Source organism: Pseudomonas sp. DG56-2 (assembly GCF_004803755.1).
In the GTDB taxonomy this organism is placed as follows: domain Bacteria; phylum Pseudomonadota; class Gammaproteobacteria; order Pseudomonadales; family Pseudomonadaceae; genus Aquipseudomonas; species Aquipseudomonas auratipiscis.
Genome location: NZ_CP032311.1, coordinates 3,394,803 through 3,420,589, shown reverse-complemented (window position 1 = coordinate 3,420,589; position 25,787 = coordinate 3,394,803). Strand labels below are relative to the sequence as shown.

The window sequence follows — 25,787 nt, the reverse complement described above, 5'->3', positions numbered from 1 at the left end:
CATGCTCAATTTGCCGCCGCGCCTGGGCGCCCGCCTGACCGGCGCGCAGTTTGCCAATCTGCATACCTTCGCGGTGGCTGCTCGGCATTTGAGTTTTACCCTGGCGGCAGAGGAGTTGTGCCTGACGCCGAGCGCCGTCAGCCATCGCATTGCCCGCCTCGAACAGGCCCTTGAGCAGCGTCTGTTCGAACGGCTGACACGACGCATACGCCTTACAGATGAAGGTGAGCGCTTGTACCGCCTGGTGCAAGGGCTGGTCGAAGATCTGCAAGAGGCCCTGCAACCTGACTCGACATCCACGGTGAGTGGCGCGCTGACGCTCTATGCGCGACCGTCGATTACCCAATGTTGGCTGGTGCCGCGGCTGGCGGATTTCCAGCAGCGCTACCCGCAGATCAGCCTCGATGTGCGCAGCGGCAACGATCCGCTGGATTTTCGTGCCCGTCATATCGATCTGGCGCTGTTGTATGGGGACGGCGAGTTTCCCGGCCTGGCCAGTGAGCTACTGATGGCCGAGCAGGTCGCGCCTGTGTGCAGTCCGCAGTATGCCGAGCGCCATGGCCTGATCGATGCGCCGCAGCATTTGCAGCAATGCACGCTCTTGCATGATGCCCTGGCTTGGGAGCATGCGGCGTTCGACGCCGAATGGCAGCGCTGGGCGCGTCAACACAATGCTCAAGGCTATCTGCCAAATAGCGCAATGACCTTCGACCGTGCGGATTTGTGTGCGCTGGCTGCGAGTCATCATGCGGGCGTGGCCATGGGACGTCGACAGTTGGTGCAGCCATTGATTGATCAAGGCCAGTTGATCTTGCCGTTTGGCGATTTCGAGTCGATAGGAGGGCAGGGCTACTACCTTGTGCATCCACGGCGCGAAACTGTACCGGTGCGAGTTCGGGTGATGATGGAGTGGCTACGCGGGATCGCCGGGCAAGCCCGCGGCTGACATTTTCCACCGTTTGTATTGCACAGGCATGCATACCGCGCAGGGTCGATAGCCCGCTGCCTGGGCGGCCTGGGCATCGAGAAAAAACACCCGATGCTTTACATAACCACCGCGTGCAATCGCTCGCAGTGCGCCCGGGCAATCCAGGCGCCCGTAGATTTTGCTGCGTCGGTGCCCACCGAACTGCCCCGGCTGGTCGCTCAGGTGCTCAAGACCGTCAGCACCTATCAGCCGCCAGGGCCCGTTCAACGTCAAAACCAGCGGTCGTTGCGTTTGCGCCCACGGCTCAAGGCAGGCAGGATCAGGCCGGCAAGCAAGCCTGCACCGGCAATTGCACCGCCATAGACCATGTAGCGCATCAGTACTTGTTTGTTCTCATCGCCCAGGCGCGCCTGGGTGCTGCGCAGTTCCGACTGGGTGTCACTCAGTTCGGCATTAAGCGCCTTGCTGCGCGCTTCCAGTTCATCGATCAGAGCCTTGCGTGAGTCCAGGGTCTCTTGCATGCCTTGCACGCGAGTTTTCCAGCTGTCATCGATGGTCTTGAGTTGCTCACTGAGTTGGCTGACTTGCTCGGTGAGTTGCGGTACGCGCTCGGCCTGGCCGGGAGCAGATTGCAGGTCGCTGCTGGTAATCCAAACGATATCGCCGGACTCGCCGCGCACTTGGCTGTAGTTGCCCTGGGTGTCGATCAAGGTGACTTTCTGCCCAGACTTGAGGTTGCCGACGATGCGGTGACCGTTGGTAGGGCCGCTGCGTACGAAGGTGGTCAGGCTGTCACTGACCCAGCGCTCGTTGCTGGTGGTTTCTTCGGCATGCACAGGGCTGCCAAGGGCTGTCAGTGCAGCGATCAGGCCGAGGGCAAGTCTGTTGCGCGGGCGCAGGGAAAAGGTCGAAACAGAGGCAAGCGCCGCAGGAACAGGACGAGAGATAGGCATTGTGGTCTTCGCGTGAAATAAAAAAAAAGCCCGATGACTGGGCCGGTGAACACGGGCGTGCACGCAAGCCGCCAGCAGAAAGACCATTTTTCTGTAGGCTGGTTCACTGAAGTAAGAGGGAAAATAACAGCAAATATTGCGGGCACAGACGGTGCCCGCAATTCAGCGGAGGGCAGAGATCAGGTTACAACGCGATAGCAGGGAACATACTCGGCACCGCCAGGCAACTTCATGCGGTGCTGTGCGACGAAGGCTTCGAGCAATTTGCCCAATGGCTGCAACACGGCAGTATCGCCATGGATTTCATACGGGCCTTTTTCTTCAATCAGACGGATACCGTTGTCCTTGACGTTGCCGGCGACGATTCCGGAGAACGCTCGGCGCAGGTTCGCAGCCAGTTCATGGGCGGGTAATTCACGGCGCAATTGCAGGCTTGCCATGTTCTCGTGCGTCGGGTCGAAGGGGCGCTGGAAGCTTTCCTCGATCTTCAACAGCCAGTTGAAATGGAACGCATCGTTGCGCTCGCGGCGGAACTGCTTGACCTCCTTGAGGCCATCGACCATTTGTCGGGCCACTTCGGCCGGGTTGTCGATGATGATCTGATAGTGGTTCTGTGCTTCATCACCCAAGGTCGCATGCACAAAGGCGTGCAGCTGCTGCAGATACGGCTCGGCACTTTTCGGACCCGTGAGAATCACCGGGAACGGTAAGTCGCGGTTGTCCGGGTGCATAAGGATGCCGAGCAGGTAGAGGAACTCTTCGGCAGTTCCGGCGCCACCGGGGAAGATGATGATGCCATGACCGACGCGCACGAAGGCCTCAAGGCGCTTTTCAATGTCCGGGAGGATCACCAGCTCGTTGACGATAGGGTTGGGCGCCTCGGCGGCGATGATGCCAGGCTCGGTCAGACCCAGGTAGCGGCTGCCGCTCATGCGCTGTTTGGCATGGGCAATAGTGGCGCCCTTCATCGGCCCTTTCATTACCCCTGGGCCGCAGCCAGTGCAGACGTCCAGTTTGCGCAGGCCCAGTTCATGGCCGACCTTCTTGGTGTATTGGTATTCCTCGGTGCTGATCGAGTGGCCACCCCAGCACACGACCATTTTCGGCTCTACACCCGGGCGTAGTGTGCGGGCGTTGCGCAGCAGGTGGAAGACATAGTCGGTGATGCCCTGGGAGCTTTCCAGGTCGATGCGCTGGCTGGCCAGTTCGCTTTCGGTGTAGACGATGTCGCGCAGGGCGCTGAAGAGCATTTCGCGGGTACTGGCGATCATTTCGCCATCAACGAAGGCGTCGGCAGGAGCGTTCAACAGTTCCAGGCGTACGCCGCGATCCTGCTGGTGAATACGTACCTCGAAATCTTTGTAGGCTTCAAGGATGGTCTTGGCATTATCGACATGCGCGCCAGTGTTGAGGATTGCCAGGGCGCACTGGCGGAACAGGGTGTACAGGCTGCCGGAACCGGCTTCACTCAATTGCTGTACTTCACGTTGAGACAGTGTTTCCAGGCTGCCTTTTGGGCTTACAGATGCATTGATTACTTCACGTTGGGGCATTCTGGTTTTCCTGTGAGCGGGTAAACGTCCATCTTCTGCACACCACCATACCGACAATTTGCCGCAGCAACGAGTGCCTTTATGCGTAAGGCTTTTCCAGCGCCCTTGGCGGCCATTTGCCTGTAGGTCGGTCACGGCAAGTATTGCAGTGAGAATAGCGTCTTCCACGCCAGCAACTCGGTTGAAAACTACTTTCGGTCGGTGATCGGTGAAGACGAGCTACAGTTGACCCGGAACCTGTATCGTCGAAACCTGTACGCCAAGCTCGGTGTTTCATCACCGTCGCAATCGTTCAGTCTGTTTTTGCGACAATTGAATCAACGGCAAGCACAGGAGTGAAAGGATGCTGCGAATATTGGGTAAGGCTTCATCGATCAATGTGCGCAAGGTGCTGTGGACCTGCGCCGAACTGAACCTGGCATTCGAGCGCGAAGACTGGGGCTCAGGGTACCAGTCGACACACAGCGAGGCTTTCCTGGCGCTCAATCCCAACGCCATGGTACCGGTGGTCGTGGATGGCGACTTTGTTTTGTGGGAGTCCAACAGCATCATCCGCTACCTCGCCAACCAGTATGGCGGCGAACACCTATACCCGGCCACGGCGCCATTGCGCGCCCGCGTCGATCAGTGGCTGGACTGGCAGGCTACCGACCTCAATGGGGCTTGGAGTTATGTCTTCTTGTCGTTAGTGCGCCAGTCGCCCAAACACCAGGACCCCGCGGCCCTGGCGGCAGCGTGCGACAACTGGGCGCGGAACATGACGATCCTCGATCGTCAGTTGCAGCGCACTGATGCCTACGTCAGCGGCGATGCGTTCTCGCTGGCTGACATCGCCATTGGCCTGTCGGTCAACCGCTGGTTTCAGACGCCGCTGGAGCATCCGCCGCTGCCTGCCGTCCAGGCGTACTACGAGCGTTTGACTGAACGCCAGGGCTACCGTTTGCATGGTCGCAACGGCGCGCCGTGAAGTTATTGCGGGTCCAGTGCGCTAAGTATGGCGTGGGCCACTTTCACCCGCTCGGCGTTCGGGTAGTTCTTGTTCGCCAGCAAGACAATACCGATACGCTTTGAGGGTACGAAAACCACGTAGGCGCCGAAACCGTTGGTTGAGCCGGTCTTGTTCAGCAGCGTGTCCTCCTGCAACGGCTGCGGCGGCTTGAGCCAGGCCACTTTATGAGGATCAAGCGTCATGGAGGCAGAGTTGCCGGCCAGCAATTGGTCCAGCGTCAGCGGATAGCGATACAGCTCCCAGCCCAGGCCTTGAGTCATCTCGCCGACGCGATAGTAGCCGGTCTGGGTGGTGGCGATGGCCTGCTGTAACAAAGGCTCAAGGCCCTTTGGCTGCATGTTGGCTTCGACGTATCGGAGCAAATCTGCCGAAGTGGTTTTCAGCCCGTAAGCCTCGGCATCCAGCGCCCCGGGCCCGACCCGTACCGGTTGATCGTTCTTGTCGTAACCCCAGGCATAGTTGCCGGCTTGAGCCTCGGGGACCTGCACGAAGGTATGCTGCAAACCCAGCTGTGGCAGCAGTTGCTTGTGCATCAGCTCGCTAAACGATGCACCCATGCTCCTGGCTGCAAGGTAGCCGAATAGCCCCAGGCTGGGGTTGGAGTACAGCCGGTAAGTGCCCGGGGCATAGTCGGCTTTCCAGTGGCGATAGTAATCGCGCAGGCCTGCCTGGTCCTTGACCTGCTCGGGAAATTGCAACGGCAAACCGCCAGCGCTGTAGGTGCCAAGGTTGAGCAACGTGACACCCTCGAACGAGGTGCCTTTGAGATCCGCCCAGTGCTTGCTGGCGGCGTCGCCCAGTGACAGGTTGCCGTTGGCCTGGGCATAGGCTGCGAGGGTCGCGGTGAAGGTTTTGCTCACCGAGCCAATTTCAAACAAGGTGTCGGTATTCACTGGCTGGCCAGTCTGCCTGGAGGCTACGCCGTAGTTGAAATAATGCTGCTTGCCGTTGAAGGATACCGCCACTGCCATACCGGGTATGGCTTGGAGCTTCATCAGCGGCGTGATAACAGCATTCACGCTTGATTCGATCTGCCCCTCTTCAAGCGCCGCAGCGGTGGTTGGGCTGGCGCCAAAGGCGAACGCGAAAATAGACAGGAGTGCTGCTACGGATGGGGTTCTGATCATGTAAACGGTGCTCGAGAGATGGCGGCCGCTCGGCGCCAGCGAGAGAAGAGGTAAGGCACAAGGGTAGCAGGCTGGCCCGCGGTTTCTGAAGCGCGCCTGGCTATTGCGGCTGATCGGCTCGGACACGAAAGTATTCGCCCGGGGGCAGGCCGAATAGCTTGCCGAACGCGGCGATAAAGGCCGACAGAGAATCGTAGCCACAGGCCAGGGCCACGTCGGTAACGCGCTCGCCACGCTCCAGGGCCGGCAATGCGCTGAGCAGGCGCATGCGTTGGCGCCAAAGGCGAAAGCTAAGGCCTGTCTCGCGTTGAAACAGGCGGCTCAAGGTTTTTTCCGATACGCCCGCTTGCTGCGCCCAGTCATTGAGCCCTGTTTGCGCATCCGGTTGCTCCTGCAAATGCAGGCACAACTCGCGCAAGCGCTTGTCGCGTGGAAGTGGCAGCATCAGGTGCTGCTCGCTGGCCAGGCTCAGTTGGTCGAGTAGCACCTGCACCAGGCGCCCGTCGGCACCCTTGAGGTCGTAGTGCACAGGCAACTCACTGAAAGTTCGGATCAGCTCGCGCAGCAGCGCACTGACCGCAATCACCCGGCATTGCGTGGACGACCAACGGTCGGGGGCATGCTCCAGGTACAGGCTGCGCAGGCAGGTATTGCCGGTGCAACTGACCCGGTGTGCAACGTGTGCCGGAACCCACACCGCACGTTGTGGCGGCACCATGTAGAAGCCGTTGTCGGTATGCACCTGCACGACGCCCCCAATGGCATAGGACAATTGCCCCCAGGGATGGCTATGACGGTAGCCCAGAATGATATTTGGCAAGGTCTGGACATGACCATAGACCGGGCGTGGGAGCTGGGGCAGATGCTCGAGCGCTTGTGGCTCCTGCGAGGTGGTTTGTCCGTTTGGCGACACTGGCAGCGTTCTGGCGTTAGTGGAGGAATCGAAAAGACCTTATCGTCTGGCGCCACACAATAACAAGTCAGGATCGATGATGAAGTACCTGCGGATGCTATTCGACAATTTCACCCTGGCGCTGTTGGGGGTGATTCTTGTGGCTACCTTGTTGCCCTGCGAAGGCGACGGTGCTGTGCTGTTCGGTTGGTTGACCAACCTTGCCATCGGCCTGTTGTTCTTTTTGCATGGGGCCAAGTTGTCTCGTGAAGCCGTGGCGGCCGGGGCAGGGCATTGGCGCCTGCACCTGTTGGTATTCGCCTGCACCTTCGTGATGTTCCCGTTGCTTGGCATGGCGCTCAAACCATTGGTGCTGCCACTGGTGGGTGATGAGCTGTACCTGGGGGTGCTGTACTTGTGCGCACTGCCAGCGACGGTACAGTCGGCCATTGCCTTTACTTCGCTGGCGCGAGGCAACGTTCCGGCGGCTATCTGCAGTGCTGCGGCGTCGAGCTTGCTGGGCATTGCCCTCACGCCATTGCTGGTGGTGTTGTTGATGGGCGTGGAAGGTGACAGCGGCTCGGGCCTGGATGCAGTGTTGAAGATCGTTTTGCAGTTGCTGGTGCCGTTTGTTGCAGGGCAACTTGCACGACGCTGGATCGGGCAGTGGGTGAGGCGCAATGCACGTTGGTTGAAAGTGGTCGATCAGGGTTCGATTCTGCTTGTGGTTTACACCGCCTTCAGTGATGCGGTAGTCAGTGGCTTGTGGCAGTCGGTACCGCCCTCGCGCCTGGCCGGGTTGGTGTTGGTCTGTTGCCTGCTGCTGGCAGTGGTGCTCTGGTGCACCTCCACGCTTGCGCGCAGGCTGGGCTTCACCCTGGAAGACCGCATTACGATTTTGTTTGCAGGCTCGAAAAAAAGCATGGCCACCGGAGTACCGATGGCTCAGGTGCTGTTTGTCGGTGGTGGTATTGGCGCGATGATCTTGCCGTTGATGATCTTCCATCAGATTCAACTGATGGTCTGTGCGGTATTGGCCCAGCGCTACGCGGCGCGCAGTGAAGCGCCCGCGCTCAGAGCAGAATGCCCTTGACCGGTTGCAACTGAGTCGGCGCGGTCTCGCCCGAAAGCTCGCGCACGGCAATCTCCAGATTGCGGCACATGGCATCCAGGGCCAGGTCGTTTGGCTGGGTGTCGAAGGGATCGGCGATCTGATCGCCGAGGGCATCCAGGCCAAAAAAGGTATAGGCCAGCACGCAAACGGCAAACGGGGTGAACCAGCCGATGCTGTCGACCAGGCAAAACGGCAACAGGAAGCAGTAGACATGAACGATACGGTGCAGCATCAGGATGTAGGGGTAGGGAATGGGCGTGTTCTTGATGCGCTCGCAGCCACCCAGTACGTAGGAGAGACGGCTTAGTTGTTGGTCCAGGTTGGCCTGCAGCACTTCGCCGCCACCAGCATCGCGGGCCTGGGCCATGAAGCGCTGGCCGATTTTGCCCAGCAGAAGACTCGCCGGAGCATCGCTGGTAGCGAGCTGGGCGCGGGTCGGGTCATCGAGCAGGCGCTGCAAGTCGGCGCTTGGTCGGTTACCGCGCAACTGGTCGCGCAATACATAGGCGAATGCCACCAACGAATCGAGCAGGTTGTTGCGCTGATTGGCGGATAGGTCAGGCAACAGGCTCAGCGTCTGGCGGGTCAGGTTGCGGCTGACGATGAGCAACTCGCCCCACAGCGTGCGCGCTTCCCAGAAGCGCTGATAGGCCACGGTGTTCCTGAAACCGAGGAAGATGGCCAGGGTCAGGCCCCACAGGGTGAATGGCGTTGGGGTGAGGATAACCTTGTACTCGAACAACGTACCGTGCGTGGCGACCACTACAGAACTGATCAGCACGATGTACAGCACCTTCAGCCATATCGCCGGAATGATCGAGCCCTTGAGGGAGAACAGCAAAACGCGGATGGAGGGTTTTTGCGGCTGGATGATCATCACGGCAAACCTTGTACTGTGGTGCGAAAAATTCGCGCAATACTTTAGGACAAAGCGTAGAGAGGATACAGCTCTGCAACGAGATGATGTTACATTATATCGTAATAGCCTTTCGCGAGTTGCTCATGTCTTCCCCTCACGCCCGCCTGCAATCGATTGACGCCCTCCGTGGTTTGGTCATGCTTTTGATGCTGCTCGACCATGTTCGTGAAACCTTTTTTCTGCATCGCCAGGTCAGTGACCCTATCGATGCCTTGAATGTGGCTCCCGAGTTGTTCTTTACGCGTCTGCTCAGTGCCTTGTGCGCACCCGTGTTCATTTTCCTCACCGGACTTTCTGCCTGGCTCTACAGCCAGAAGCACAACCGCACAGAGACCTCAGTATTCCTGCTCAAGCGCGGACTGTTTCTAGTGCTGTTGGAACTGACCCTGGTCAACCTGGCCTGGAACGGCACCTTACTGCCGCAAACCGTGTGGCTGCAGGTGATCTGGTGCATCGGCATTTGCATGATTGTCCTGGCGGCGGCCTTGCATCTGCCAAGTCCGGTGGTGCTCGCCCTTGGCATTCTGATCGTGGCGGGTCACAACGTGCTCGACCCACTGGTGCTCGACAATGAATCAAGTTGGTTTGCCCCTTGGGCAATCCTCCACCAGCGAGCGTTCATCGAGTTGGGCGGCATCACCCAGGTCCGCACCACCTACCCGGTATTGGCGTGGATGGGGGTGATCTTTCTGGGGTGGTGCGCAGGCCCCTGGTTTGCTCACGGTGTAGCGTCGACAAGGCGCTTGGTATCGTTGCTGGGTTGGGGGGTGGTGTTGCTGCTGGCATTTGTGGGCATCCGCTACCTGAATGTCTATGGCGATCAACCTTGGGTCGCCACAGGTGATGCACTGCGTACTACCATGAGCTTTCTCGCGGCACGCAAATATCCGCCATCACTGATGTTCCTGATGCCTACGCTGGGCCTTTGCTTGATCCTGCTCGCTGCGCTGGAGCGTTATCAGGCGCGCCGCTGGGTGTCACTATTGGCGCTGTTCGGCGCTGCACCGATGTTTTTCTATCTGCTGCACCTTTACGTGCTCAAGGCAATGTACCTGGTAGCAGTGGCCTGGTGGGGGTTGAACCAGGGTGCGCATTTCGGTTTTGATCAAATTGCCAGCGTCTGGCTGTGCAGCCTGGGATTGGCAGTGGTGCTGTATTACCCGACGCGCTGGTTCGCTGCCTTGAAACAGCAACGTCGGGATGTGGCTTGGCTCAAGTACTTCTGATCCTGCTCAGTCGTGGCAGCAGTGGGGCTTGTCGGTATCGACCCCCTGGTAACGGTCGTGATGGCGTACCCAATCCATGGTGCCTTGTTCATTACGGCCCTTGGGCATCAGGTCGAGGAAGTTGTAGGCACCGACCAGGATGTCCAGGCCTCTGGCATAGCTTGAGTAGGTGTGGAAGATCGTTCCGTCGGCATCGCGATAGAACACGCTCAAGCCCGGCAGCTCGGTTTCGTCCCCCACGTAGGGTTCGTAGTTGTATTGGCTGCTGCCATCAGTGGTGACGCTGACGCCGAATTCTTGATTGAAGTGGCTGCCGTGGGACGACACCCAAGGAAACTTCCAGCCCATGCGTTGCTTGAATGCCTGGAACTGCGCGAAGGGCGCGTGCGACACGGCGACCAGCGCCACATCGTGATGCGCCAGGTGCAGGTTGGCGCCATCGAAGTGGTCGGCCAGGAAAGAGCATCCACTACACCCCTCGCTCCAGCCATCGGCGAACATGAAGTGATAAACCAATAGCTGGCTGCGTCCGCCGAACAGATCGGCCAGGCTCAGTTGCCCTGCGGGGCCTTCAAAACTGAAATTTTGCTCGACGCGCACCCATGGCAGGGCACGGCGGGCCCTGGCCAGTTCGTCGCGTTGATGGGTGACGGCTTTTTCATGCAAGAGCAGTTGCCGGCGGGCACTGAGCCATTCACTGCGAGAAACCACCTGCGGGTTGTTGTAGTTGTCCATGGTTACGCTCCAGCGGAGGAATGTACCTATGGTCGTCCGGGGCAGATGCGTTTCGACCGTTTACCACGCGTTGGTCGGAATTGGCTGATGAGCGGTGCTCAGTTTGAGTCCACGATAGAGGCTAAAACGATTCATCTGGCGATTAGCCACTTTCTCGTGACTTCAACGTTGTTGCTGCGGGTGGATAGGCCTACTATTCATAGGCTTATGAATAATAAGCCTAAGCTTATAACAAAAAAATGGAGTCTGTGATGATCCCACTGGATCGAATCCTGATGAGTAGCCTGCTGCTGTTTTCCGTGACTGCAGCCCAGGCCGCCGACGGCCAAAAAGTTTTCAGCCAAGGTGGGCAGAACCCCGCCGCCATGGCCTGCCTGGGGTGCCATGGGGTAGATGGCAAGGGTATGGCGGCCGCTGGTTTCCCACGATTGGCAGGTTTGCCAGCCACCTACCTGAGCAAACAGCTGCACGATTTTCGTGATGGCAGTCGCAAGAACCCGATCATGGAGCCTCTGGCCAAAGCCCTCAGCGATGAGGAAATCCAGGCGGTGACCACAACCTTGGCGGCCATGCCCAGCGATGTCGTGGCAGGTCCTGGCAGGCAGCAGATGGCGATCGATGCCACCCAGAAGCTCGCCTTGTATGGTGATTGGAGCCGCAAGATTCCAGGCTGCGTGCAATGTCACGGGCCAGGGGGTGTCGGCGTGGGCGAGCATTTTCCGCCCTTGGCGCAGCAACCTGCTGCCTATCTGGTGGCGCAGCTTAATGCCTGGCGCGATGGCAGCCGCAGCAACGACCCGAACCAACTGATGGTTGGCGTAGCCAAGGCTATGAGCGAAGAAGAGGTGAAGGCGGTAGCCGAGTATTTTGCCAATCCGGCCAGCCAGGAGGTGAAACCATGAAGCCGTTGATGTTTTGCGCCCTGGCGCTGGCAGTGGGCAGCGCTCACGCCGCACCGTTTGCCATGGACGACCAGTCGCAGATCAAGGTGCCTGCGGCGAGTGCTGCCCCAGGCTTTACCCCGCCTGCCGAAAGCGAACTGCCAGACAACGCGTTCGGCACCATGGTCCGCCAAGGGCATGCCCTGTTCGTCGATACCAAGCGGCTGCTGCCGGATAAAGTTGGCAACGGCCTCAACTGCAGCAACTGTCACCTCGATCAAGGCCGTCTTGGTAATTCGGCCCCGCTCTGGGGCGCGTACCCGATGTACCCGGCTTATCGCAAGAAAAACGACAAGGTCAACACCTTCGCCGAACGCATTCAGGGCTGCTTCCAGTTCAGCATGAACGGCACGCCACCTGCAGCTGACAGCGCGGAAATGACAGCGTTGTCGGTGTATGCCTACTGGTTGGCGAGCAAAGCGCCGATTGCGGTGGAAACCCCGGGGCGCGGCTATCCAGAGGTGGCGCAGCCGGCGCAGGGGTATGACTTCAAGCGCGGAGAGCAGGTCTATCAACAGCAGTGTGCTATTTGTCATGGCCCTGACGGCCAGGGGCAAAAGGTTGCCTCGGACTACGTGATGCCACCACTTTGGGGAAAAGATTCCTACAATTGGGGCGCAGGCATGCATAGGATCAATACTGCGGCCTCGTTTATCAAGTACAACATGCCCCTGGGCAAGCCCGGCAGCCTGAGTGACCAGCAGGCCTGGGATGTTGCAGCCTATATCAACCGCCACGAACGCCCTCAGGATCCACGTCTGGTGGACGGCTCGATCGAGAAAACCCGCGTCAAGTATCACGCCAACGACGGGGTCAATCTCTACGGGCAAAAGGTTGAAGGGGTGCTGATCGGTAAGGGCGTCCTCTAGGAAAACTCGCTTTCGCAGGCTGTATTGCAGCCTGCGAGCAGCGCAATATTTACCTTCGATGGGAACTATCTACACTAGGATTTCTCTATCATGGCATCGGCCAGTAGTGGCGGGGCATTGTAAGGTGACTGCCGCCTGATTAGACTGCGCCGAATTTCGTACGCAAAGCCCCTGTTAAGGACGTATATGATCAAGAAATGCTTGTTCCCGGCAGCCGGTTACGGCACTCGCTTCCTGCCTGCTACCAAAGCCATGCCCAAGGAAATGCTGCCGGTGGTAAACAAGCCACTGATCCAGTACGGCGTTGAAGAAGCGCTAGAAGCGGGTCTGACCGAGATCTCCATCGTTACAGGTCGTGGCAAGCGGGCGCTGGAAGACCACTTCGACATCAGTTACGAGCTGGAAAACCAGATCAAAGGCACCGACAAGGAAAAATACCTGGTCGGCATCCGTCGTCTGCTCGACGAGTGTTCGTTCTCCTACACCCGTCAGACCGAAATGAAAGGCTTGGGCCACGCAATCCTGACCGGCCGCCCTCTGATCGGCGACGAGCCCTTCGCCGTCGTGCTGGCGGACGACCTGTGCGTCAACCTTGAAGGTGATGGCGTGCTGCAACAGATGGTCAAGCTGTACAACCAATTCCGTTGCTCGATCGTCGCCATTCAGGAAGTCGATCCTCAAGAGACCAACAAGTACGGTGTGATCTCTGGTGAAATGATCCGTGACGACATTTACCGGGTGAACAGCATGGTCGAGAAGCCTGCGCCGGAAGATGCGCCATCGAACTTGGCAATCATCGGTCGCTACATCCTGACCCCGGACATCTTCAAGCTGATCGAAGAAACCGAGCCAGGCAAAGGCGGTGAGATCCAGATCACCGACGCCTTGATGAAGCAGGCGCAGAACGGCTGCGTCATTGCCTACAAATTTAAAGGCAAGCGTTTTGACTGTGGCGGCGCCGAAGGCTACATCGATGCCACCAACTTCTGCTTCGAAAACTTCTACAAGACCGGTAAGGCCTACTAAATAGCTTCAAGCGGCAAGCTACACGTTGCAAGTGGATCGCATACGGCTTTTTCTTGTAGCTGGTAGCTTGAAACTTGCAACTTGAGAGCGTCGATATGTCCTACGATTTTGATCTGTTTGTGATTGGTGCCGGGTCCGGTGGTGTGCGTGCTGCGCGATTCGCTGCCGGTTTCGGTAAAAAGGTGGCGGTTGCCGAAAGCCGTTACCTGGGCGGCACCTGTGTCAACGTCGGCTGTGTGCCGAAAAAGCTGCTGGTCTACGGTGCACACTTTTCCGATGACTTCGAGCAGGCCGCAGGTTTTGGCTGGTCACTTGAGGACGCTCAGTTCGACTGGGGCCAGTTGATCGCCAACAAAAACCGTGAAATCGAACGACTCAACGGTATCTACCGCAACTTGTTGGTCAACAGTGGCGTTACCTTGCTCGAAGGCCACGCCAAGCTTGCCGACGCCCACACAGTGGAAGTCGACGGTCAGCGCTACACCGCCGAACACATCCTCGTTGCTACTGGCGGCTGGCCACAGATTCCGGATATCCCCGGCAAAGAGCTGGCGATCAGTTCCAACGAAGCCTTCTTCCTCAAAGAGTTGCCCAAGCGTGTTCTGGTCGTTGGCGGTGGCTATATCGCTGTGGAATTTGCCGGAATCTTCCAGGGGTTGGGCGCGAAAACCACCCTGCTTTATCGTGGTGACATGTTCTTGCGCGGCTTCGATGGCGCCGTGCGCACGCACCTGAAAGAAGAGCTGGAAAAACGCGGCATGGAGCTGCAGTTCAACAGCGATATCCAGCGCATCGAACGCCAGGATGACGGTAGCCTCAAGGCCACACTCAAAGACGGTAGCGAGCACGTTGCAGACTGCGTTTTCTACGCCACGGGTCGACGCCCGATGCTCGATAACCTGGGCCTGGAAAACACCGGCGTGGAGCTGGATTCTCGTGGTTTCATTCGCGTGGATGATTTGTACCAGACCACCGAACCGTCGATTCTGGCCATTGGTGATGTGATTGGTCGGGTGCAACTGACGCCCGTGGCGCTGGCCGAAGGCATGGCGGTGGTCCGACGTTTGTTCAAGCCCGAGCAATACCGTCCGGTGGACTACCAGAACATTCCGACCGCCGTGTTCAGCCAGCCGCCTATCGGTACCGTCGGCCTGACTGAAGAGCAGGCGTTGGAGCAAGGGCACAACGTGCAGGTATTTGAGAGCCGCTTCCGGCCGATGAAGCTGACCTTGACCGATATTCAGGAGAAGACCCTGATGAAGCTCGTGGTCGATGCCGATACCGACCGTGTATTGGGGTGCCATATGGTCGGTCCGGAGGCTGGCGAGATCATTCAAGGTCTGGGCATTGCGCTCAAGGCGGGGGCAACCAAGCAGCAGTTCGACGAAACCATCGGGGTGCATCCGACGGCTGCCGAAGAGTTCGTGACACTGCGTACACCCGTATCGCGTTAAGGCGAGACTGCGTGTTTACGCGCGAAGTGAACGTGCGGTTTCCTACTTTTAGCGTGACGAAAGCGGTTGGCTCGGTTGACCGCAGCTGACATTCGCCGATAGGGACATTCCAGATACTGGCCGGGCGCTGCAATCCAGCGTCCAGTCAGGTGAGGCCTGATTGTCCCAATCATTTCTCAAGTGAATGTCACTATGAAACCTTCAAAAAAATCCCTTCTCGCCGCGAGCTGCTGCCTTCTCTTTGGGGCTGGGCTGGCTCAAGCCAATGGTCAGATGAGTTTCAGCGGTAGCGTTCTGGCCGGCACCTGTCTGGTCAATGGCGGGAGCAGTGATGTCGCCGTGACCTTGCCGCCTGTGGCTGCCAGTCTGCTGATCAATCCTGGTCAGGTTGCCGGCGAAACGCCGTTCAACTTGAGGCTGACCAACTGCTCTCCTGGCCTGAATCGCGTCTCTACCTATTTTGAACCCGGTCCAACCATCAGCCCGCAAGGGCGGTTGATTGTTGATGCCAGTGGCAGCACCAATGTCGAGGTTCAATTGCGCAATGGCAATAAAGCAGTGATGGATCTGGCAGGCGCCCAAGGCAACCAGAACTCCCAGGTCGTCGATATTGTCAGCGGCCGGGCGGTGCTCAACTATTACGCCGAGTACTACTCCTTGGGTGGCACGACTCCAGGGCCGGTAAACACTCGCGTGCAATACACCCTGGTGTACCCGTAATTGCGCCGAGGCAGCCCTCAATCGGGCTGCCTTCTTCTGCCTTTGTTGCTTCAGGAAACCTCTATGAAAGGATTTTGCCTGCCAATGTGGCGCGGGTGGCTGCTGGCTGCCTGCGTGTTCAGCGGGGCGGTCAATGCAAACGTGGTGATTGCCACCACCCGGGTGATTTATCCGGCCGATGCTGGGGAGGTTACCGTCAGCCTCAGCAACAAAGGCCAGCATCCCTCGTTAGTGCAAGCGTGGGTCGATGACGGACAAGCAGATGTGCCGGTGGAGCAACTGAACGTGCCATTCAGTCTGACGCCAGGGTTGTTCCGGCTCGATCCCGGCAAGGGGCAGACGCTACGGCTGTTCCAGAGCGAACATGAATTTGCCTCTGACCGCGAGAGCCTTTACTGGCTTAACGTGTTGGACATTCCCCCTAAGGGCCAGGGTAACGCGTTGCAACTGGCCGTGCGTTCTCGTATCAAGCTGCTCTATCGCCCCCAAGGGCTTGCAGGCAATGCTCAACTAGCGGCGCAATCGGTGAGCTGGCGTTTGCTGCGCAGCGCTGAGGGCTGGATGCTCGAAGCCCATAACCCGAGCCACTTTTACGTCAACCTCAGTGAGTTGTCAGTGCATGTCGACGGTCGTCAGTATCCGGTAATCAGCAGCCATATCGCGCCGTTGTCGGCCCAGCTATTCGCAGTGAAAGGCCTGATGAGTGTCCAGGCTGCGATGGCGGCGGTGCACTTCGCCAGTGTCAACGATTACGGCACGGTGCTGCCTGCCCGCACGCCAGCCGAAGTGGTGCCCAGGCACTGAGTGCACTGGGGGCAATAACCATGAACAGATCTTGCACCGGTCGCCCATGGCGACGGGTCCAGGCGCTATGTTGCCTGGGCATGGGGCTGGCGGTCAGTGCGGCGCAGGCGCTGGCACTGGAGTTCGATCCCCGCTTCCTGCAAGGCGAGGGTGGTCCGGTGGCCGATGTGAGCCGTTTCCAACAGGCTGACGCCGTACCCGAGGGTGAGCAACTACTGGATGTCGTGATCAATGAGAACTGGAGCGGGCGCTGGCCGGTTTCATTGCGCCTTCAGGGCGACGGTCACCAAGCCCAACCTTGTTACAGTGCTACCTTGCTCGAAGCGTTGGCAATCGATCAATCCCGGCTGGCGCCATCTGCACAAGCGCAACTGCGTGCAAACGCCAGTTGCGTACCCTTGTCTGCGCTGGGGTTACAGGCCAGCGAGCATCTGGACTACTCCGCGTTACGACTTAACCTGCAGATCGCCCAACTGGCATTGTTGTCCGATGCGCGTGACTACTTGCCTGCGCAGCAGTGGAGCAGCGGTACGCAAGCAGCGTTCGTCGATTACCGCTTGAACCAGTTCAGCCAGCAGAGCAGGGCAGATAGTCAGCATTGGAACCAGTCCTTTCTGGGCCTGCGCAGCGGTGTTAATACCGGCGCCTGGTATTGGCGCCATGAAGGTAACGTGCAGGCGGGCGAGGGTGTGGAACAGCGCTACCAACCGGTTGCCACCTATGTGCAACGTGATGTGCCGATGTGGAAGGCGCAGTTGACACTGGGTGAGGCTTTCAGCCGAGGTGAAGTCTTCGACAGCATTGCCTACCTGGGACTTGGGCTGGGTAGCGACGAACGCATGCTACCAGCTTCGCAACGTGGCTTTGCACCGACGGTCAGTGGCATTGCCTACACTACGGCGCTGCTGACCATACGTCAGCGAGGTGTTGTTGTGCATGAGTCGACAGTTCAGCCAGGACCGTTCGAAATCAACGATCTGTATGCCAATGGCTACAGTGATGACCTGGAAGTGACAATCAGGGAAGCCGATGGTAACCAGCGTATCTATACCGTCCCTTATCAGGCTGCGCCGTTGGCCCTGCGCCCAGGCGCCAGTCGTTTTGACTTCAGCCTCGGGCGTTGGCGCGATGGCCTGGGCAACGTCGGGCCCGAGCATTTGCAAGGCAGTTGGCAACAGGGCCTGAGCAATCACATGAGCGTCCATGGTGGTGTGCTGGGTGCCGATGGCTACCATTCGGCCGCCATGGGGGCGACATTCAACAGTCAGATCGGCGCACTGGCACTAACCCTGTTGGGTTCGCGAGCAAAGCAGACTGGGCAGCCGGCCGCCCGTGGCGAAGCACTTCGCCTCCATTGGCGACACGTAATCGCGACGTCGATGACTGATCTGAGCATCAGTCTGAGCAGCAATCGCCCGGGTTATTACGGTTTTAACGACTTTGCCCGTGGACAGAGTGATGGGGTGGGCAATTTACCTAATCAACAGGCAAGCGTGCGCGCAAGTGTTGCTGTCAGCCAGGGCTTGGGTGATCAACGTGGTCGGTTCAGCTTGCAGGCCACGCGTATGCAGTATTCGGGGCAAGCAGGTAGTTATTTGAGCTATTCAGTGGGCTATTTCAATCGTTACAGATCACTGGGCTACGGCATTACCGCCTCCCGAGAGCAGTCCGCTTCGACCGGGCATCTCAATCAGTTTGGCTTGTCCCTGAGTATGCCGCTTGGCCGCCAAAGGCGAAGCTCGTTGAACAGCAGTTGGAACGGTGTCGGCAAGGGACAGAGCAGCAGCACCACGCGGTTCACGACAACGGCGGGTGAGCATAGCGAGTGGAGCTATGGTCTAGGCCTGTCAACGGCACATGACCAGCAACGCAACACCGCGGGTGTGGATGCAAGCCTGCGATACAGCGGCGCGGCCTCCGAAATCAGTGCTTCGTTGCTTCAGCACAACGACTATCGGCAGGTCTCCATGGGTGTTCGCGGTGCAGTCATCGCTCACGCAGGTGGGTTGACCGGGGCGCAGTCGTTAGGCGAAAGCTTTGCTATCGTGCACGCCCCCGGAGCGGAGCACGCACGGCTCAAGCAAGCGCCGCAGGTGCGCCTCGACCGGCGCGGATATGGCGTACTGCCACAGTTGTCACCCTACAGCCTCAACACCGTGGAACTTGATCCCAAGGGCACTTCGCAGGATGTGGAACTGCAGATCAGTAGTCAGCAGGTTGTGCCGCGTGCTGGCGCCGCCCCTTTGCTTTACTTCCCAACGCGCAGCGGACGCAGTGCTTTGATCGATGCACGGCTGGCGGATGGCAGTGCGTTGCCATTCGGCGCCAGCGTGGTCAATGAGGCCGGGGATGAACTGGGGATGGTCGGGCAGGGCAGCCGCTTGCATGTACGCGGTATCGAGACGCAGGGCAGCCTGCAAGTGCGTTGGGGGCGGGGTAATCAGCAACGCTGTTCGGTGAATTACCAGTTGCCTGAGTCTCAAACCAAGATCCATGGTCCCTCAGTTTTGACCGCCAGGTGTGTTCCTGACGATCGTGTCTTACTCTAGTGTGGTAAGACGCCTTTCACCTATAGGGACGCACGCTTATAGCCAAAACCAATCACCAACATGAGGTTTACCAATGAGCATTGAGTGAGTGTATTGGCTACGATTCTTCCATCAGTTTTTTCAACCCCCTGAAGGAGAGTCACTTATGCCTATTATCAATAGCCAGGTAAAACCGTTCAAAGCCACTGCTTACCACCAGGGCAAGTTCGTCGAAGTGTCTGAAGCCGACCTCAAGGGCAAATGGTCCGTGGTGTTCTTCTACCCGGCTGACTTCACTTTCGTCTGCCCTACCGAGCTGGGCGACCTGGCCGATAACTACGCCGAATTCAAAGACCTGGGCGTGGAAATCTACGGTGTGTCCACCGACACCCACTTCACCCACAAAGCCTGGCACGACACCTCGGAAACCATTGGCAAGATCCAGTACCCGCTGATCGGTGACCCTACCCACGTCATCTCGCGCAACTTTGACGTGCTGATCGAAGAAGCCGGTATCGCTGACCGTGGCACCTTCGTGATCAACCCGGAAGGTCAGATCAAAATCGTTGAACTGAACGATGGCGGTGTAGGCCGTGATGCCAGCGAACTGCTGCGCAAGATCAAGGCTGCCCAGTACGTCGCTGCCCACCCAGGCGAAGTCTGCCCGGCCAAGTGGAAAGAAGGCGAAGCTACCCTGGCGCCATCGCTGGACCTGGTCGGCAAGATCTAAGACCGTGAGCCAGCCGAGGGCGGTGAGCCACCGCACCTGACGTTGTCACCGCCCCGCAAAACGCCCGGGCGCTTTCGCTCGGGCGTTTTTATTTCTACCGTTTGAAAAAGGAATCGCCCGTATGTTGGACGCCACGCTTAAAACTCAGTTGAAAACCTACCTGGAGCGGGTCACTCAGCCGATCGAGATCGTTGCCTCCCTCGATGACGGCGCGAAGTCCCGCGAAATGCGCGACTTGCTGGTTGAAATTGCCAGCCTGTCCACTCTGATTACCTTGCGTGAGGACGGCAGCGACGCCCGCCGCCCATCGTTCTCGCTCAATCGCCCAGGGGCTGCAAAAGACATCAGTCTGCGCTTTGCCGGCATTCCCATGGGGCACGAATTCACCTCGCTGGTGCTGGCGCTGTTGCAGGTTGGCGGTCACCCGTCCAAGGCCAGCGCCGAATTGATCGAACAGATCAGCAGCCTTGAAGGTGAGTTCAACTTCGAAACCTACTTCTCGCTGTCGTGCCAGAACTGCCCGGACGTTGTCCAGGCGCTGAACCTGATGGCGGTGCTCAATCCCAATGTGCGTCACGTCGCCATTGACGGTGCGTTGTTCCAGGAAGAAGTCGAATCGCGCAAAGTCATGGCTGTACCAAGTGTGTACCTCAATGGTGAAGTATTTGGCCAGGGGCGCATGGGGCTGGAAGAGATCGTCGCCAAGCTGGACACCAGTACGGGTGAGCGCCAGGCTGAGAAAATCAACGCCAAGGACGCTTTTGATGTGCTGGTAGTGGGCGGTGGTCCAGCCGGTGCTGCGGCGGCCATCTACGCTGCGCGTAAAGGCATCCGTACCGGTGTTGCCGCTGAGCGTTTCGGTGGTCAGGTGCTCGACACCATGGCGATCGAAAATTTCATTTCGGTTCAGGAAACTGAAGGCCCGAAACTGGCCATGGCCCTGGAAGAACACGTCAAACAGTACGACGTGGATATAATGAACCTACAGCGTGGCGAAGCGCTGATTCCAGCCACCGACGGCGGCCTGCACGAAGTGCGCCTGGCCAGTGGCGCCTCGCTCAAGGCCAAGACCGTGATTCTGGCTACCGGTGCGCGCTGGCGTGAAATGAACGTGCCGGGCGAGAAAGAGTACCGCAGCCGTGGCGTGGCCTACTGTCCGCACTGCGATGGCCCGCTGTTCAAAGGCAAGCGCGTGGCGGTGATCGGTGGCGGCAACTCGGGTGTCGAGGCAGCTATCGACCTGGCCGGCATCGTTGCCCATGTCACCCTGATCGAGTTCGACAGCCAGTTGCGTGCCGATGCTGTCCTGCAACGCAAGTTGCACAGTTTGCCGAACGTGAAGGTCATTACCAGTGCGCTCACTACCGAAGTGCTGGGTGATGGCGAGAAGGTCAATGGCCTGCGCTACAAAGACCGTAACAGCGACGAGCAGCATGACATTGCACTGGAAGGGATCTTTGTTCAGATCGGCCTGTTGCCCAACACCGATTGGCTCAAAGGCACTGTCGAGTTGACGCCGCGAGGCGAGATCATCGTCGATGCCCGTGGCCAGACCAACCTGCCGGGTGTATTTGCGGCGGGCGATGTGACCACTGTGCCGTACAAGCAGATCGTGATTGCCGTGGGTGAGGGGGCCAAGGCGTCGCTGGCGGCTTTTGATCACTTGATCCGGACGTCTGCGCCGGCCTGATGGACAGCGTGCCGGGCAAGCGTGCGCCTATCTGAAACCGGTAGACGCAGGCTTGCCCGGCGACTTACTTATTGTTCAAGCCAGACGCTCGCCCACACACGCACGCCGGTATTCACCAGGCGTCACCCCATAGGCTTGCTTGAACTGTCGGTTCAAGTGGCTCTGATCGGAAAACCCCAAGGCAAACGCGACATTGAACGGCAGACAGTCGTTTTTCAGCAATTCTCGCGCCCGGCTCAGGCGCCGCTGCTTGAGCCAGGCATGCGGCGGCAGACCGGTGGCCTGACGGAAAACGCGGGCGAAATGGAAGGGCGAAAGGTTCACTGACTGAGCCAGCTCTTGCAGTGAAGGCGGGTAGGCCAGGCGACTGTCCATCAACTCCTTGGCCCGGGCCACGGCGCAGGGCTCGTTACCTGGCTGGCGGACGCTGCCCACTCGGGCATGGCGTTGCACCAGCAACAATACGGCCTCGCGCCAGGCGGTCTGTTGTTCCAGGGCACTGGCCCCCTGTTCCGCCGAGCGGTGCAGCCAGCTGAAAGCCTTGGCCAGTTGCCGGTCATGCAGCACGCTGGCTTCGAAGCTGGGCAAGCCATCGCGCTTGAGTTCCAGTTCGTCCAGCACGCCGGTGATGCGCTCACTTTCCGGATAAAAACCCCGGTAGCGCCAGCCCTGTTCGTGGGCCTTCGCTCCTGTATGCAGCTCATCGGGATTGATCAGCACCATGCTGCCCACCGGCGCCAGGTGTTCGCTGCCACGGTGCCAGAAGCGTTGGGCGCCCGACTCGATGATGGTGATCACATAGCCTTCATGCACATGCGGAGCAAAGCGCTGCTGGAAATATCGAGCGTGCAGCAGCTCGATATCGCCAAGTGCGGGGGCTTGCCAGAAGCGGGTCTGTTCCTGCGGCGCAAGGTTCATGGGCTGCCGTTCAACCACCAGCGAATGACGAAGAAAAAGGCCATGCTCACCAGCATGCTGATCAAGGTGCTGCGGGTCAACAGCACCAGCACCACCGCGACCACCGAGCCAAGCAGGTAGGGGTTGCTCAGGCTCAGGTCCAGTTCATGGCCTGGCAAGAAAATGATCGGACCACAAATCGCAGTCAGCATGCCCGGTACGGCAAATCCTAGAAATTGCCGTGCGTTGGAACTCAGGCGCAGGGGCAAGCGCGGTTCGAGAAAGGCATAGCGATTGAGAAACACCAGCAGGCCCATGCCGATAATCAATGCAAAGATCATGAGCGTGCTCCACTGAATTTCTGGCAGATGAAACCCGCGCTCATGCCCAGTAGTCCGGCCGCCACCAGGCCGGTTTCCCAGTACCAGAAGCTGAACAGTACCGAACTGAACAAGGACACGGCGACGCAGACCACGGTTGCCAGGTTGCGTACCAATGGCGCGATCAGGGCGACAAACGTCGCGACGATAGAGAAGTCCAGGCCCAACTGATCCAGGTGCGGAATGTTCTGCCCGAGAATGATGCCGACCAGTGTGAACAGGTTCCAGGCAATGTAGAACGTCAGGCCCACACCCAGGGCATACCAGCGATTGAACTGCTGCTGGTCGTACTGGCTGGTCAGGGCGAAGAACTCATCGGTGAGCAAAAAGCCCAGGCCCAACCGCCAGCGTGTCGGCAGCCCTGACAGCACCGGGCGCATCGACAGGCCATACAGCAAGTGCTGAGAGGTCAGCAACAGGGTAGTCAGCAGGATTGAGAACAGGTTGGCGCCACCTTTGATCATGCCGATCGCCACCAACTGCGCGGCGCCGGCAAACACGATAGCCGAAAGCCCCTGGCCTTCCCACGGCGTGAGGTCGGCTTCGATTGCCATTGATCCAGCCAGCAGGCCCCAAGGGGCAACGGCCAGGGACAACGGCACAATGGCAATGGCGTCCTGGATAAAGGCTTGGCGGGCGAAAGGTGGATTGGGCATGGGCGTCTGCGACAACTGAACAAGGTTGCACAGCATGCCAGAGCCGCGCGCGGGTGACTTGTACGATCTTGCTATGGCGCAGGTCGGGGCGTGAAAGCAAGCCTCAATGTTTGCTGCTGAGCAATCGTTGCTGCACCGCAAAACAACCGTTCAGGTCTACCGCCTTGCGCCAGTAAAACTGCCGTTGGGCAGGATTGCCATTGCCTTGCAAGCGGTAGATTTCAGCCTGGTAGTCGCGTTGGCGACCCCACTGCATGGCCAGCCCTTGGGGCTGGGTGCGGTTGCACAGCAAGCGTTCTGCCGGTTGCGGATAGTAAGAAGCGTAGCGGTTGGCGACAGCGCTGACGTTTTCCAGGTCGCGGTCAAACGCTGCGCTTTGGTTGTAGTTCGGGCACCAGGACTCAATGCCCAGCGCTGCTGGTGCAAATCCTTGGGCAACACTGGCTTCAAGCAGCGGGCAGGCGGCGTCGGGAATCTGGTCGGCGGGCAGGTAGGTCATGTAGTACAACGCCAGACGGTAGCGGGCTACCGGGTGGTCGAGCTCCACGGCTTTCTTCAACAGGCCTACCGCAGGGGCCAAGGTGCGGCCCATGTTCTGGCCCTGTTGCGCCAGATCCTGGTTGGTGGTGCTGGTTTTCAGGCTGAAGCTGGTGTTCTGGCTCTCGGCCTGCTCCAGCAAGGTCAGGGCTTGGCGATACAACAGATCGGCGTGCGGATCGATCTGCAGGCCCTCTGCCTGAACGCAGACGGGTGCCAGCACGACCAGCACGGCGGCTAATAGCGAGGCGCCCGGCAGGGCAAAGCGCTTGCAAGGCGGTGTCTGACGGCTGTGCATCAACGAACGAGAAACGCGGTGATCTACAGGGTTCAATCCAACTGTCCGTAGTGGGGCTCGAAGGGGCCTGGGGCAAAGGTGAGCATTTTAACCATTTCAGGACCCTTGTCCAAAGCAGCAGAATATTAGTGCCAAAGCGAGCTCAGATTGTAAAACAGCCCTGTCACGGCGATCACTAGGAGCATGCCACCGCTGGTCAGACTGATCAGGCGCTGATGCCGCGGGGTTGCCAGCGTCCGGGTCACCAGGATGTACGCCCCCAATATGGCCATATCCAGCACTACCCAGACCAGTGAAAGTAGTAACAGGCTGTTACCGGTGTGGTGAGTGATATGGATGAACTGCGGAAACAGGGCCACGAAAAAAAGAATGTCCTTCGGATTCGACAGGCCGGTGGCGAATCCACGCCACAGGCCGCCTTGGGCGGAGGGCGGCGCAGGTGCATCGCCGGCCGATTGCCCGAGTGTCTGGCGCAGGCTGGAAATGGCCAGGTAGCCAATAAAAAGGCAGCCTGCCAGGCTCAAGGCCGTGAGCAAAGGAGGGGCGATGGTGGCGCTGGTAAGAATCAGGCAGGCCGCCAGGGCGATCAGTACCAATGAGGCGCCATTGGTCCCCAAGGCCGTCATCAACGCCTGGCGGCGGCCAGCATTGGCGGCAGTGTCGACGACAAGCGCCACCACCGGGCCAGGCGTGGCGATCAGTAGAAGTACAGTCAGTGCATAGGTCAGCAGTAGCGCGGTGTTCATCGTTGTGCTCGGTAGCTGGAATCGTGTTGGCTATTCTCGACAGCGACGAGCATCTTGAAAAACGCATGTTATTGTGGCTTTGTATTAGTCTTACTAATGCTTGAGGTCGGCCGTGTCCGAACGAATTCCTGCCTTGCAGGCGCTGCGAGCTTTTGAGGTAGCGGCGCGCCATGGCTCCTTTACTCGGGCAGCTCATGAACTGGCGTTGACCCAGGGGGCGGTCAGCCATCACATCAAGACCCTGGAAAGCCTGTTCGACTGCGCATTGTTTGAACGCCGCGGACCGAAACTGTCGTTGACCGAGCCCGGCCGCCTGCTGGCCCAAGAGCTTAAAGTCGGCTTCAAAATCATCGAAAATGCCTGCGGCCTGCTCAAGCAAGACCGTAAAGGCATTCGTTTGAAAGCGCCTTCCACCCTGACCGTGCGGTGGTTGCTCAAGGCGCTGGAACAATATCGCCAGCAGGAGCACCACAGCCGTGTGCAGCTCTCGAGTGTGTGGATGGATGTTGATAACGTCGACTTCTACAGCGAGCCTTTCGAAGCCGCCATCCTCCTGGCTGACGGGCGCTTTTGCGCCGATGTCGACAGTCTCAAGCTGTTTGACGAATGGTTGGTGCCGGTATGCAGCCCTGACCACCCGGTGAAGGCGGCTGCGCACCTGGATGCATTGAATTTCATCGAACTTTTGCACCCTTCGGCAGATCGCCGCGATTGGCGCCGCTGGCTGACCAGAATGGGGGCTGCGCAGGTGACAATCGACCGTGGCCAATTGTTCGATACCCTCGATCAAGGTATTAGCGCCGCGCAGCAAGGCGCCGGCGTTGCCGTGGTCGATTTGCTGCTGGCTCAGGGCGAGCTCGACAGCGGCCGGCTGGTCATGCCATTTCCCCAGGCCGTGGCCACTGCCGAGAGCTATTATCTGACCTGGCCGCGAACGAGTCCGCAGGCGCGGGACGTACGAGCGTTGGGCGAATTTTTGCTGGCGCTGGTGCCGCAACTACCGCTCCACGGTGTCGATTATTTGTATGACTAATGGTTGTGTGCGACGTCGTGCC

26 protein-coding genes are annotated in these 25,787 nt (G+C 58.9%); 14 read left to right on the top strand and 12 right to left on the bottom strand.

Translation table 11 applies throughout. The features are described 5' to 3' along the window. Position 1 precedes the first annotated feature (1 nt). Positions 2–946: a DNA-binding transcriptional regulator DsdC gene (gene dsdC / locus D3Z90_RS15310; protein WP_136476870.1), complete on the top strand. Its 945-nt coding sequence runs from the start codon at positions 2–4 to the stop codon at positions 944–946. Here dsdC and D3Z90_RS15305 read toward each other — a convergent pair. From D3Z90_RS15305 to ppnN, 3 genes are all read right to left on the bottom strand, one after another. Next, positions 914–1,201, bottom strand: a complete 288-nt coding sequence (locus D3Z90_RS15305) for an Ada metal-binding domain-containing protein (RefSeq protein ID WP_371922204.1) — start codon at positions 1,199–1,201, stop codon at positions 914–916. The genes dsdC and D3Z90_RS15305 overlap by 33 nt on opposite strands. Further along, the gene (locus tag D3Z90_RS15300) at positions 1,198–1,881 is read right to left on the bottom strand and encodes a TIGR04211 family SH3 domain-containing protein (RefSeq protein WP_136476868.1); all 684 of its coding nucleotides are present in this window, start codon (positions 1,879–1,881) and stop codon (positions 1,198–1,200) included. Before D3Z90_RS15300 ends, D3Z90_RS15305 begins: the two co-directional genes overlap by 4 nt. A gap of 179 nt (positions 1,882–2,060) precedes the next feature. Further along, the gene (gene ppnN / locus D3Z90_RS15295) at positions 2,061–3,434 is read right to left on the bottom strand and encodes a nucleotide 5'-monophosphate nucleosidase PpnN (RefSeq protein ID WP_136476867.1); all 1,374 of its coding nucleotides are present in this window, start codon (positions 3,432–3,434) and stop codon (positions 2,061–2,063) included. 343 nt (positions 3,435–3,777) lie between these two features. Here ppnN and D3Z90_RS15290 point away from each other — a divergent pair, with 343 nt between their 5' ends. Then, positions 3,778–4,401: a glutathione S-transferase family protein gene (locus tag D3Z90_RS15290; protein ID WP_136476866.1), complete on the top strand. Its 624-nt coding sequence runs from the start codon at positions 3,778–3,780 to the stop codon at positions 4,399–4,401. Between the two features lie 2 nt (positions 4,402–4,403). On the opposite strand, the gene ampC is transcribed toward D3Z90_RS15290, so the two are convergent. Both ampC and D3Z90_RS15280 read right to left on the bottom strand, forming a co-directional pair. Further along, positions 4,404–5,570 (bottom strand): class C beta-lactamase, encoded by a 1,167-nt coding sequence (gene ampC, locus D3Z90_RS15285; protein ID WP_136476865.1) that lies wholly within the window; start codon positions 5,568–5,570, stop codon positions 4,404–4,406. 100 nt (positions 5,571–5,670) lie between these two features. Further along, positions 5,671–6,483, bottom strand: a complete 813-nt coding sequence (locus tag D3Z90_RS15280) for a helix-turn-helix domain-containing protein (protein ID WP_136476864.1) — start codon at positions 6,481–6,483, stop codon at positions 5,671–5,673. Positions 6,484–6,562: 79 nt separating this feature from the next. Here D3Z90_RS15280 and D3Z90_RS15275 point away from each other — a divergent pair, with 79 nt between their 5' ends. Beyond that, positions 6,563–7,555, top strand: coding sequence for a bile acid:sodium symporter family protein (locus D3Z90_RS15275; protein ID WP_136476863.1), 993 nt, complete (start codon positions 6,563–6,565; stop codon positions 7,553–7,555). Here the strand turns inward: D3Z90_RS15275 and D3Z90_RS15270 are convergent. Next, the gene (locus D3Z90_RS15270; RefSeq protein WP_136476862.1) at positions 7,536–8,453 is read right to left on the bottom strand and encodes a bestrophin family protein; all 918 of its coding nucleotides are present in this window, start codon (positions 8,451–8,453) and stop codon (positions 7,536–7,538) included. The two genes, D3Z90_RS15275 and D3Z90_RS15270, sit on opposite strands and share 20 nt — an antisense overlap. Positions 8,454–8,578: 125 nt before the next feature. Between D3Z90_RS15270 and D3Z90_RS15265 the strand changes: the two genes are divergently transcribed. Further along, positions 8,579–9,721, top strand: a complete 1,143-nt coding sequence (locus D3Z90_RS15265) for a DUF1624 domain-containing protein (protein WP_256658219.1) — start codon at positions 8,579–8,581, stop codon at positions 9,719–9,721. 6 nt (positions 9,722–9,727) lie between these two features. Here D3Z90_RS15265 and D3Z90_RS15260 read toward each other — a convergent pair whose 3' ends face one another. Then, entirely contained in the window at positions 9,728–10,456 is a 729-nt protein-coding gene (locus D3Z90_RS15260) for a thioredoxin family protein (RefSeq protein WP_136476860.1), read from the bottom strand. Between the two features lie 251 nt (positions 10,457–10,707). Between D3Z90_RS15260 and D3Z90_RS15255 the strand changes: the two genes are divergently transcribed. The 9 genes from D3Z90_RS15255 to ahpF all read left to right on the top strand — a co-directional run bounded on the left by D3Z90_RS15255 (position 10,708) and on the right by ahpF (position 21,218). Further along, positions 10,708–11,358: a cytochrome c gene (locus D3Z90_RS15255; protein ID WP_136476859.1), complete on the top strand. Its 651-nt coding sequence runs from the start codon at positions 10,708–10,710 to the stop codon at positions 11,356–11,358. After that, positions 11,355–12,266, top strand: a complete 912-nt coding sequence (locus D3Z90_RS15250; protein ID WP_136476858.1) for a c-type cytochrome — start codon at positions 11,355–11,357, stop codon at positions 12,264–12,266. The genes D3Z90_RS15255 and D3Z90_RS15250 overlap by 4 nt, the downstream gene beginning before the upstream one ends. 186 nt (positions 12,267–12,452) lie before the next feature. Beyond that, positions 12,453–13,292 carry a UTP--glucose-1-phosphate uridylyltransferase GalU gene (galU, locus tag D3Z90_RS15245; RefSeq protein WP_136476857.1) on the top strand — a complete coding sequence of 280 codons (840 nt, stop codon included), beginning with the start codon at positions 12,453–12,455 and terminating at the stop codon, positions 13,290–13,292. 95 nt (positions 13,293–13,387) lie between these two features. Continuing rightward, a complete protein-coding gene (gene gorA / locus D3Z90_RS15240; protein ID WP_136476856.1) occupies positions 13,388–14,746 on the top strand; it encodes a glutathione-disulfide reductase in 1,359 nt (452 codons plus the stop codon). Between the two features lie 273 nt (positions 14,747–15,019). Continuing rightward, a complete protein-coding gene (locus D3Z90_RS15235; protein ID WP_236042901.1) occupies positions 15,020–15,466 on the top strand; it encodes a fimbrial protein in 447 nt (148 codons plus the stop codon). Positions 15,467–15,529: 63 nt separating this feature from the next. Next, positions 15,530–16,270, top strand: coding sequence for a molecular chaperone (locus D3Z90_RS15230; protein ID WP_136476854.1), 741 nt, complete (start codon positions 15,530–15,532; stop codon positions 16,268–16,270). A 20-nt stretch (positions 16,271–16,290) separates the two neighbouring features. Then, complete coding sequence (locus D3Z90_RS15225; protein WP_136476853.1) at positions 16,291–18,819, top strand: fimbria/pilus outer membrane usher protein; 2,529 nt, start codon at positions 16,291–16,293, stop codon at positions 18,817–18,819. A gap of 145 nt (positions 18,820–18,964) precedes the next feature. Then, complete coding sequence (gene ahpC / locus D3Z90_RS15220) at positions 18,965–19,528, top strand: alkyl hydroperoxide reductase subunit C (RefSeq protein WP_136476852.1); 564 nt, start codon at positions 18,965–18,967, stop codon at positions 19,526–19,528. 121 nt (positions 19,529–19,649) lie between these two features. Next, entirely contained in the window at positions 19,650–21,218 is a 1,569-nt protein-coding gene (gene ahpF / locus D3Z90_RS15215; protein WP_136476851.1) for an alkyl hydroperoxide reductase subunit F, read from the top strand. Positions 21,219–21,293: 75 nt separating this feature from the next. Here the strand turns inward: ahpF and D3Z90_RS15210 are convergent, their stop codons facing one another. The 5 genes from D3Z90_RS15210 to D3Z90_RS15190 form a co-directional block, all read right to left on the bottom strand. Next, the gene (locus D3Z90_RS15210; protein WP_136476850.1) at positions 21,294–22,136 is read right to left on the bottom strand and encodes an AraC family transcriptional regulator; all 843 of its coding nucleotides are present in this window, start codon (positions 22,134–22,136) and stop codon (positions 21,294–21,296) included. Further along, positions 22,133–22,456: an AzlD domain-containing protein gene (locus D3Z90_RS15205; protein ID WP_136476849.1), complete on the bottom strand. Its 324-nt coding sequence runs from the start codon at positions 22,454–22,456 to the stop codon at positions 22,133–22,135. Before D3Z90_RS15205 ends, D3Z90_RS15210 begins: the two co-directional genes overlap by 4 nt. Further along, the gene (locus tag D3Z90_RS15200) at positions 22,453–23,151 is read right to left on the bottom strand and encodes an AzlC family ABC transporter permease (RefSeq protein WP_136476848.1); all 699 of its coding nucleotides are present in this window, start codon (positions 23,149–23,151) and stop codon (positions 22,453–22,455) included. Before D3Z90_RS15200 ends, D3Z90_RS15205 begins: the two co-directional genes overlap by 4 nt. Before the next feature lie 103 nt (positions 23,152–23,254). After that, positions 23,255–23,986 carry a sel1 repeat family protein gene (locus D3Z90_RS15195; RefSeq protein WP_371922323.1) on the bottom strand — a complete coding sequence of 244 codons (732 nt, stop codon included), beginning with the start codon at positions 23,984–23,986 and terminating at the stop codon, positions 23,255–23,257. Positions 23,987–24,111: 125 nt separating this feature from the next. Then, a complete protein-coding gene (locus D3Z90_RS15190; RefSeq protein WP_136476847.1) occupies positions 24,112–24,732 on the bottom strand; it encodes a LysE family translocator in 621 nt (206 codons plus the stop codon). 112 nt (positions 24,733–24,844) lie between these two features. On the opposite strand from D3Z90_RS15190, the gene D3Z90_RS15185 reads away from it, so the two are divergent. Beyond that, positions 24,845–25,765 (top strand): LysR substrate-binding domain-containing protein, encoded by a 921-nt coding sequence (locus D3Z90_RS15185; protein ID WP_136476846.1) that lies wholly within the window; start codon positions 24,845–24,847, stop codon positions 25,763–25,765. Positions 25,766–25,787: the final 22 nt, after the last annotated feature.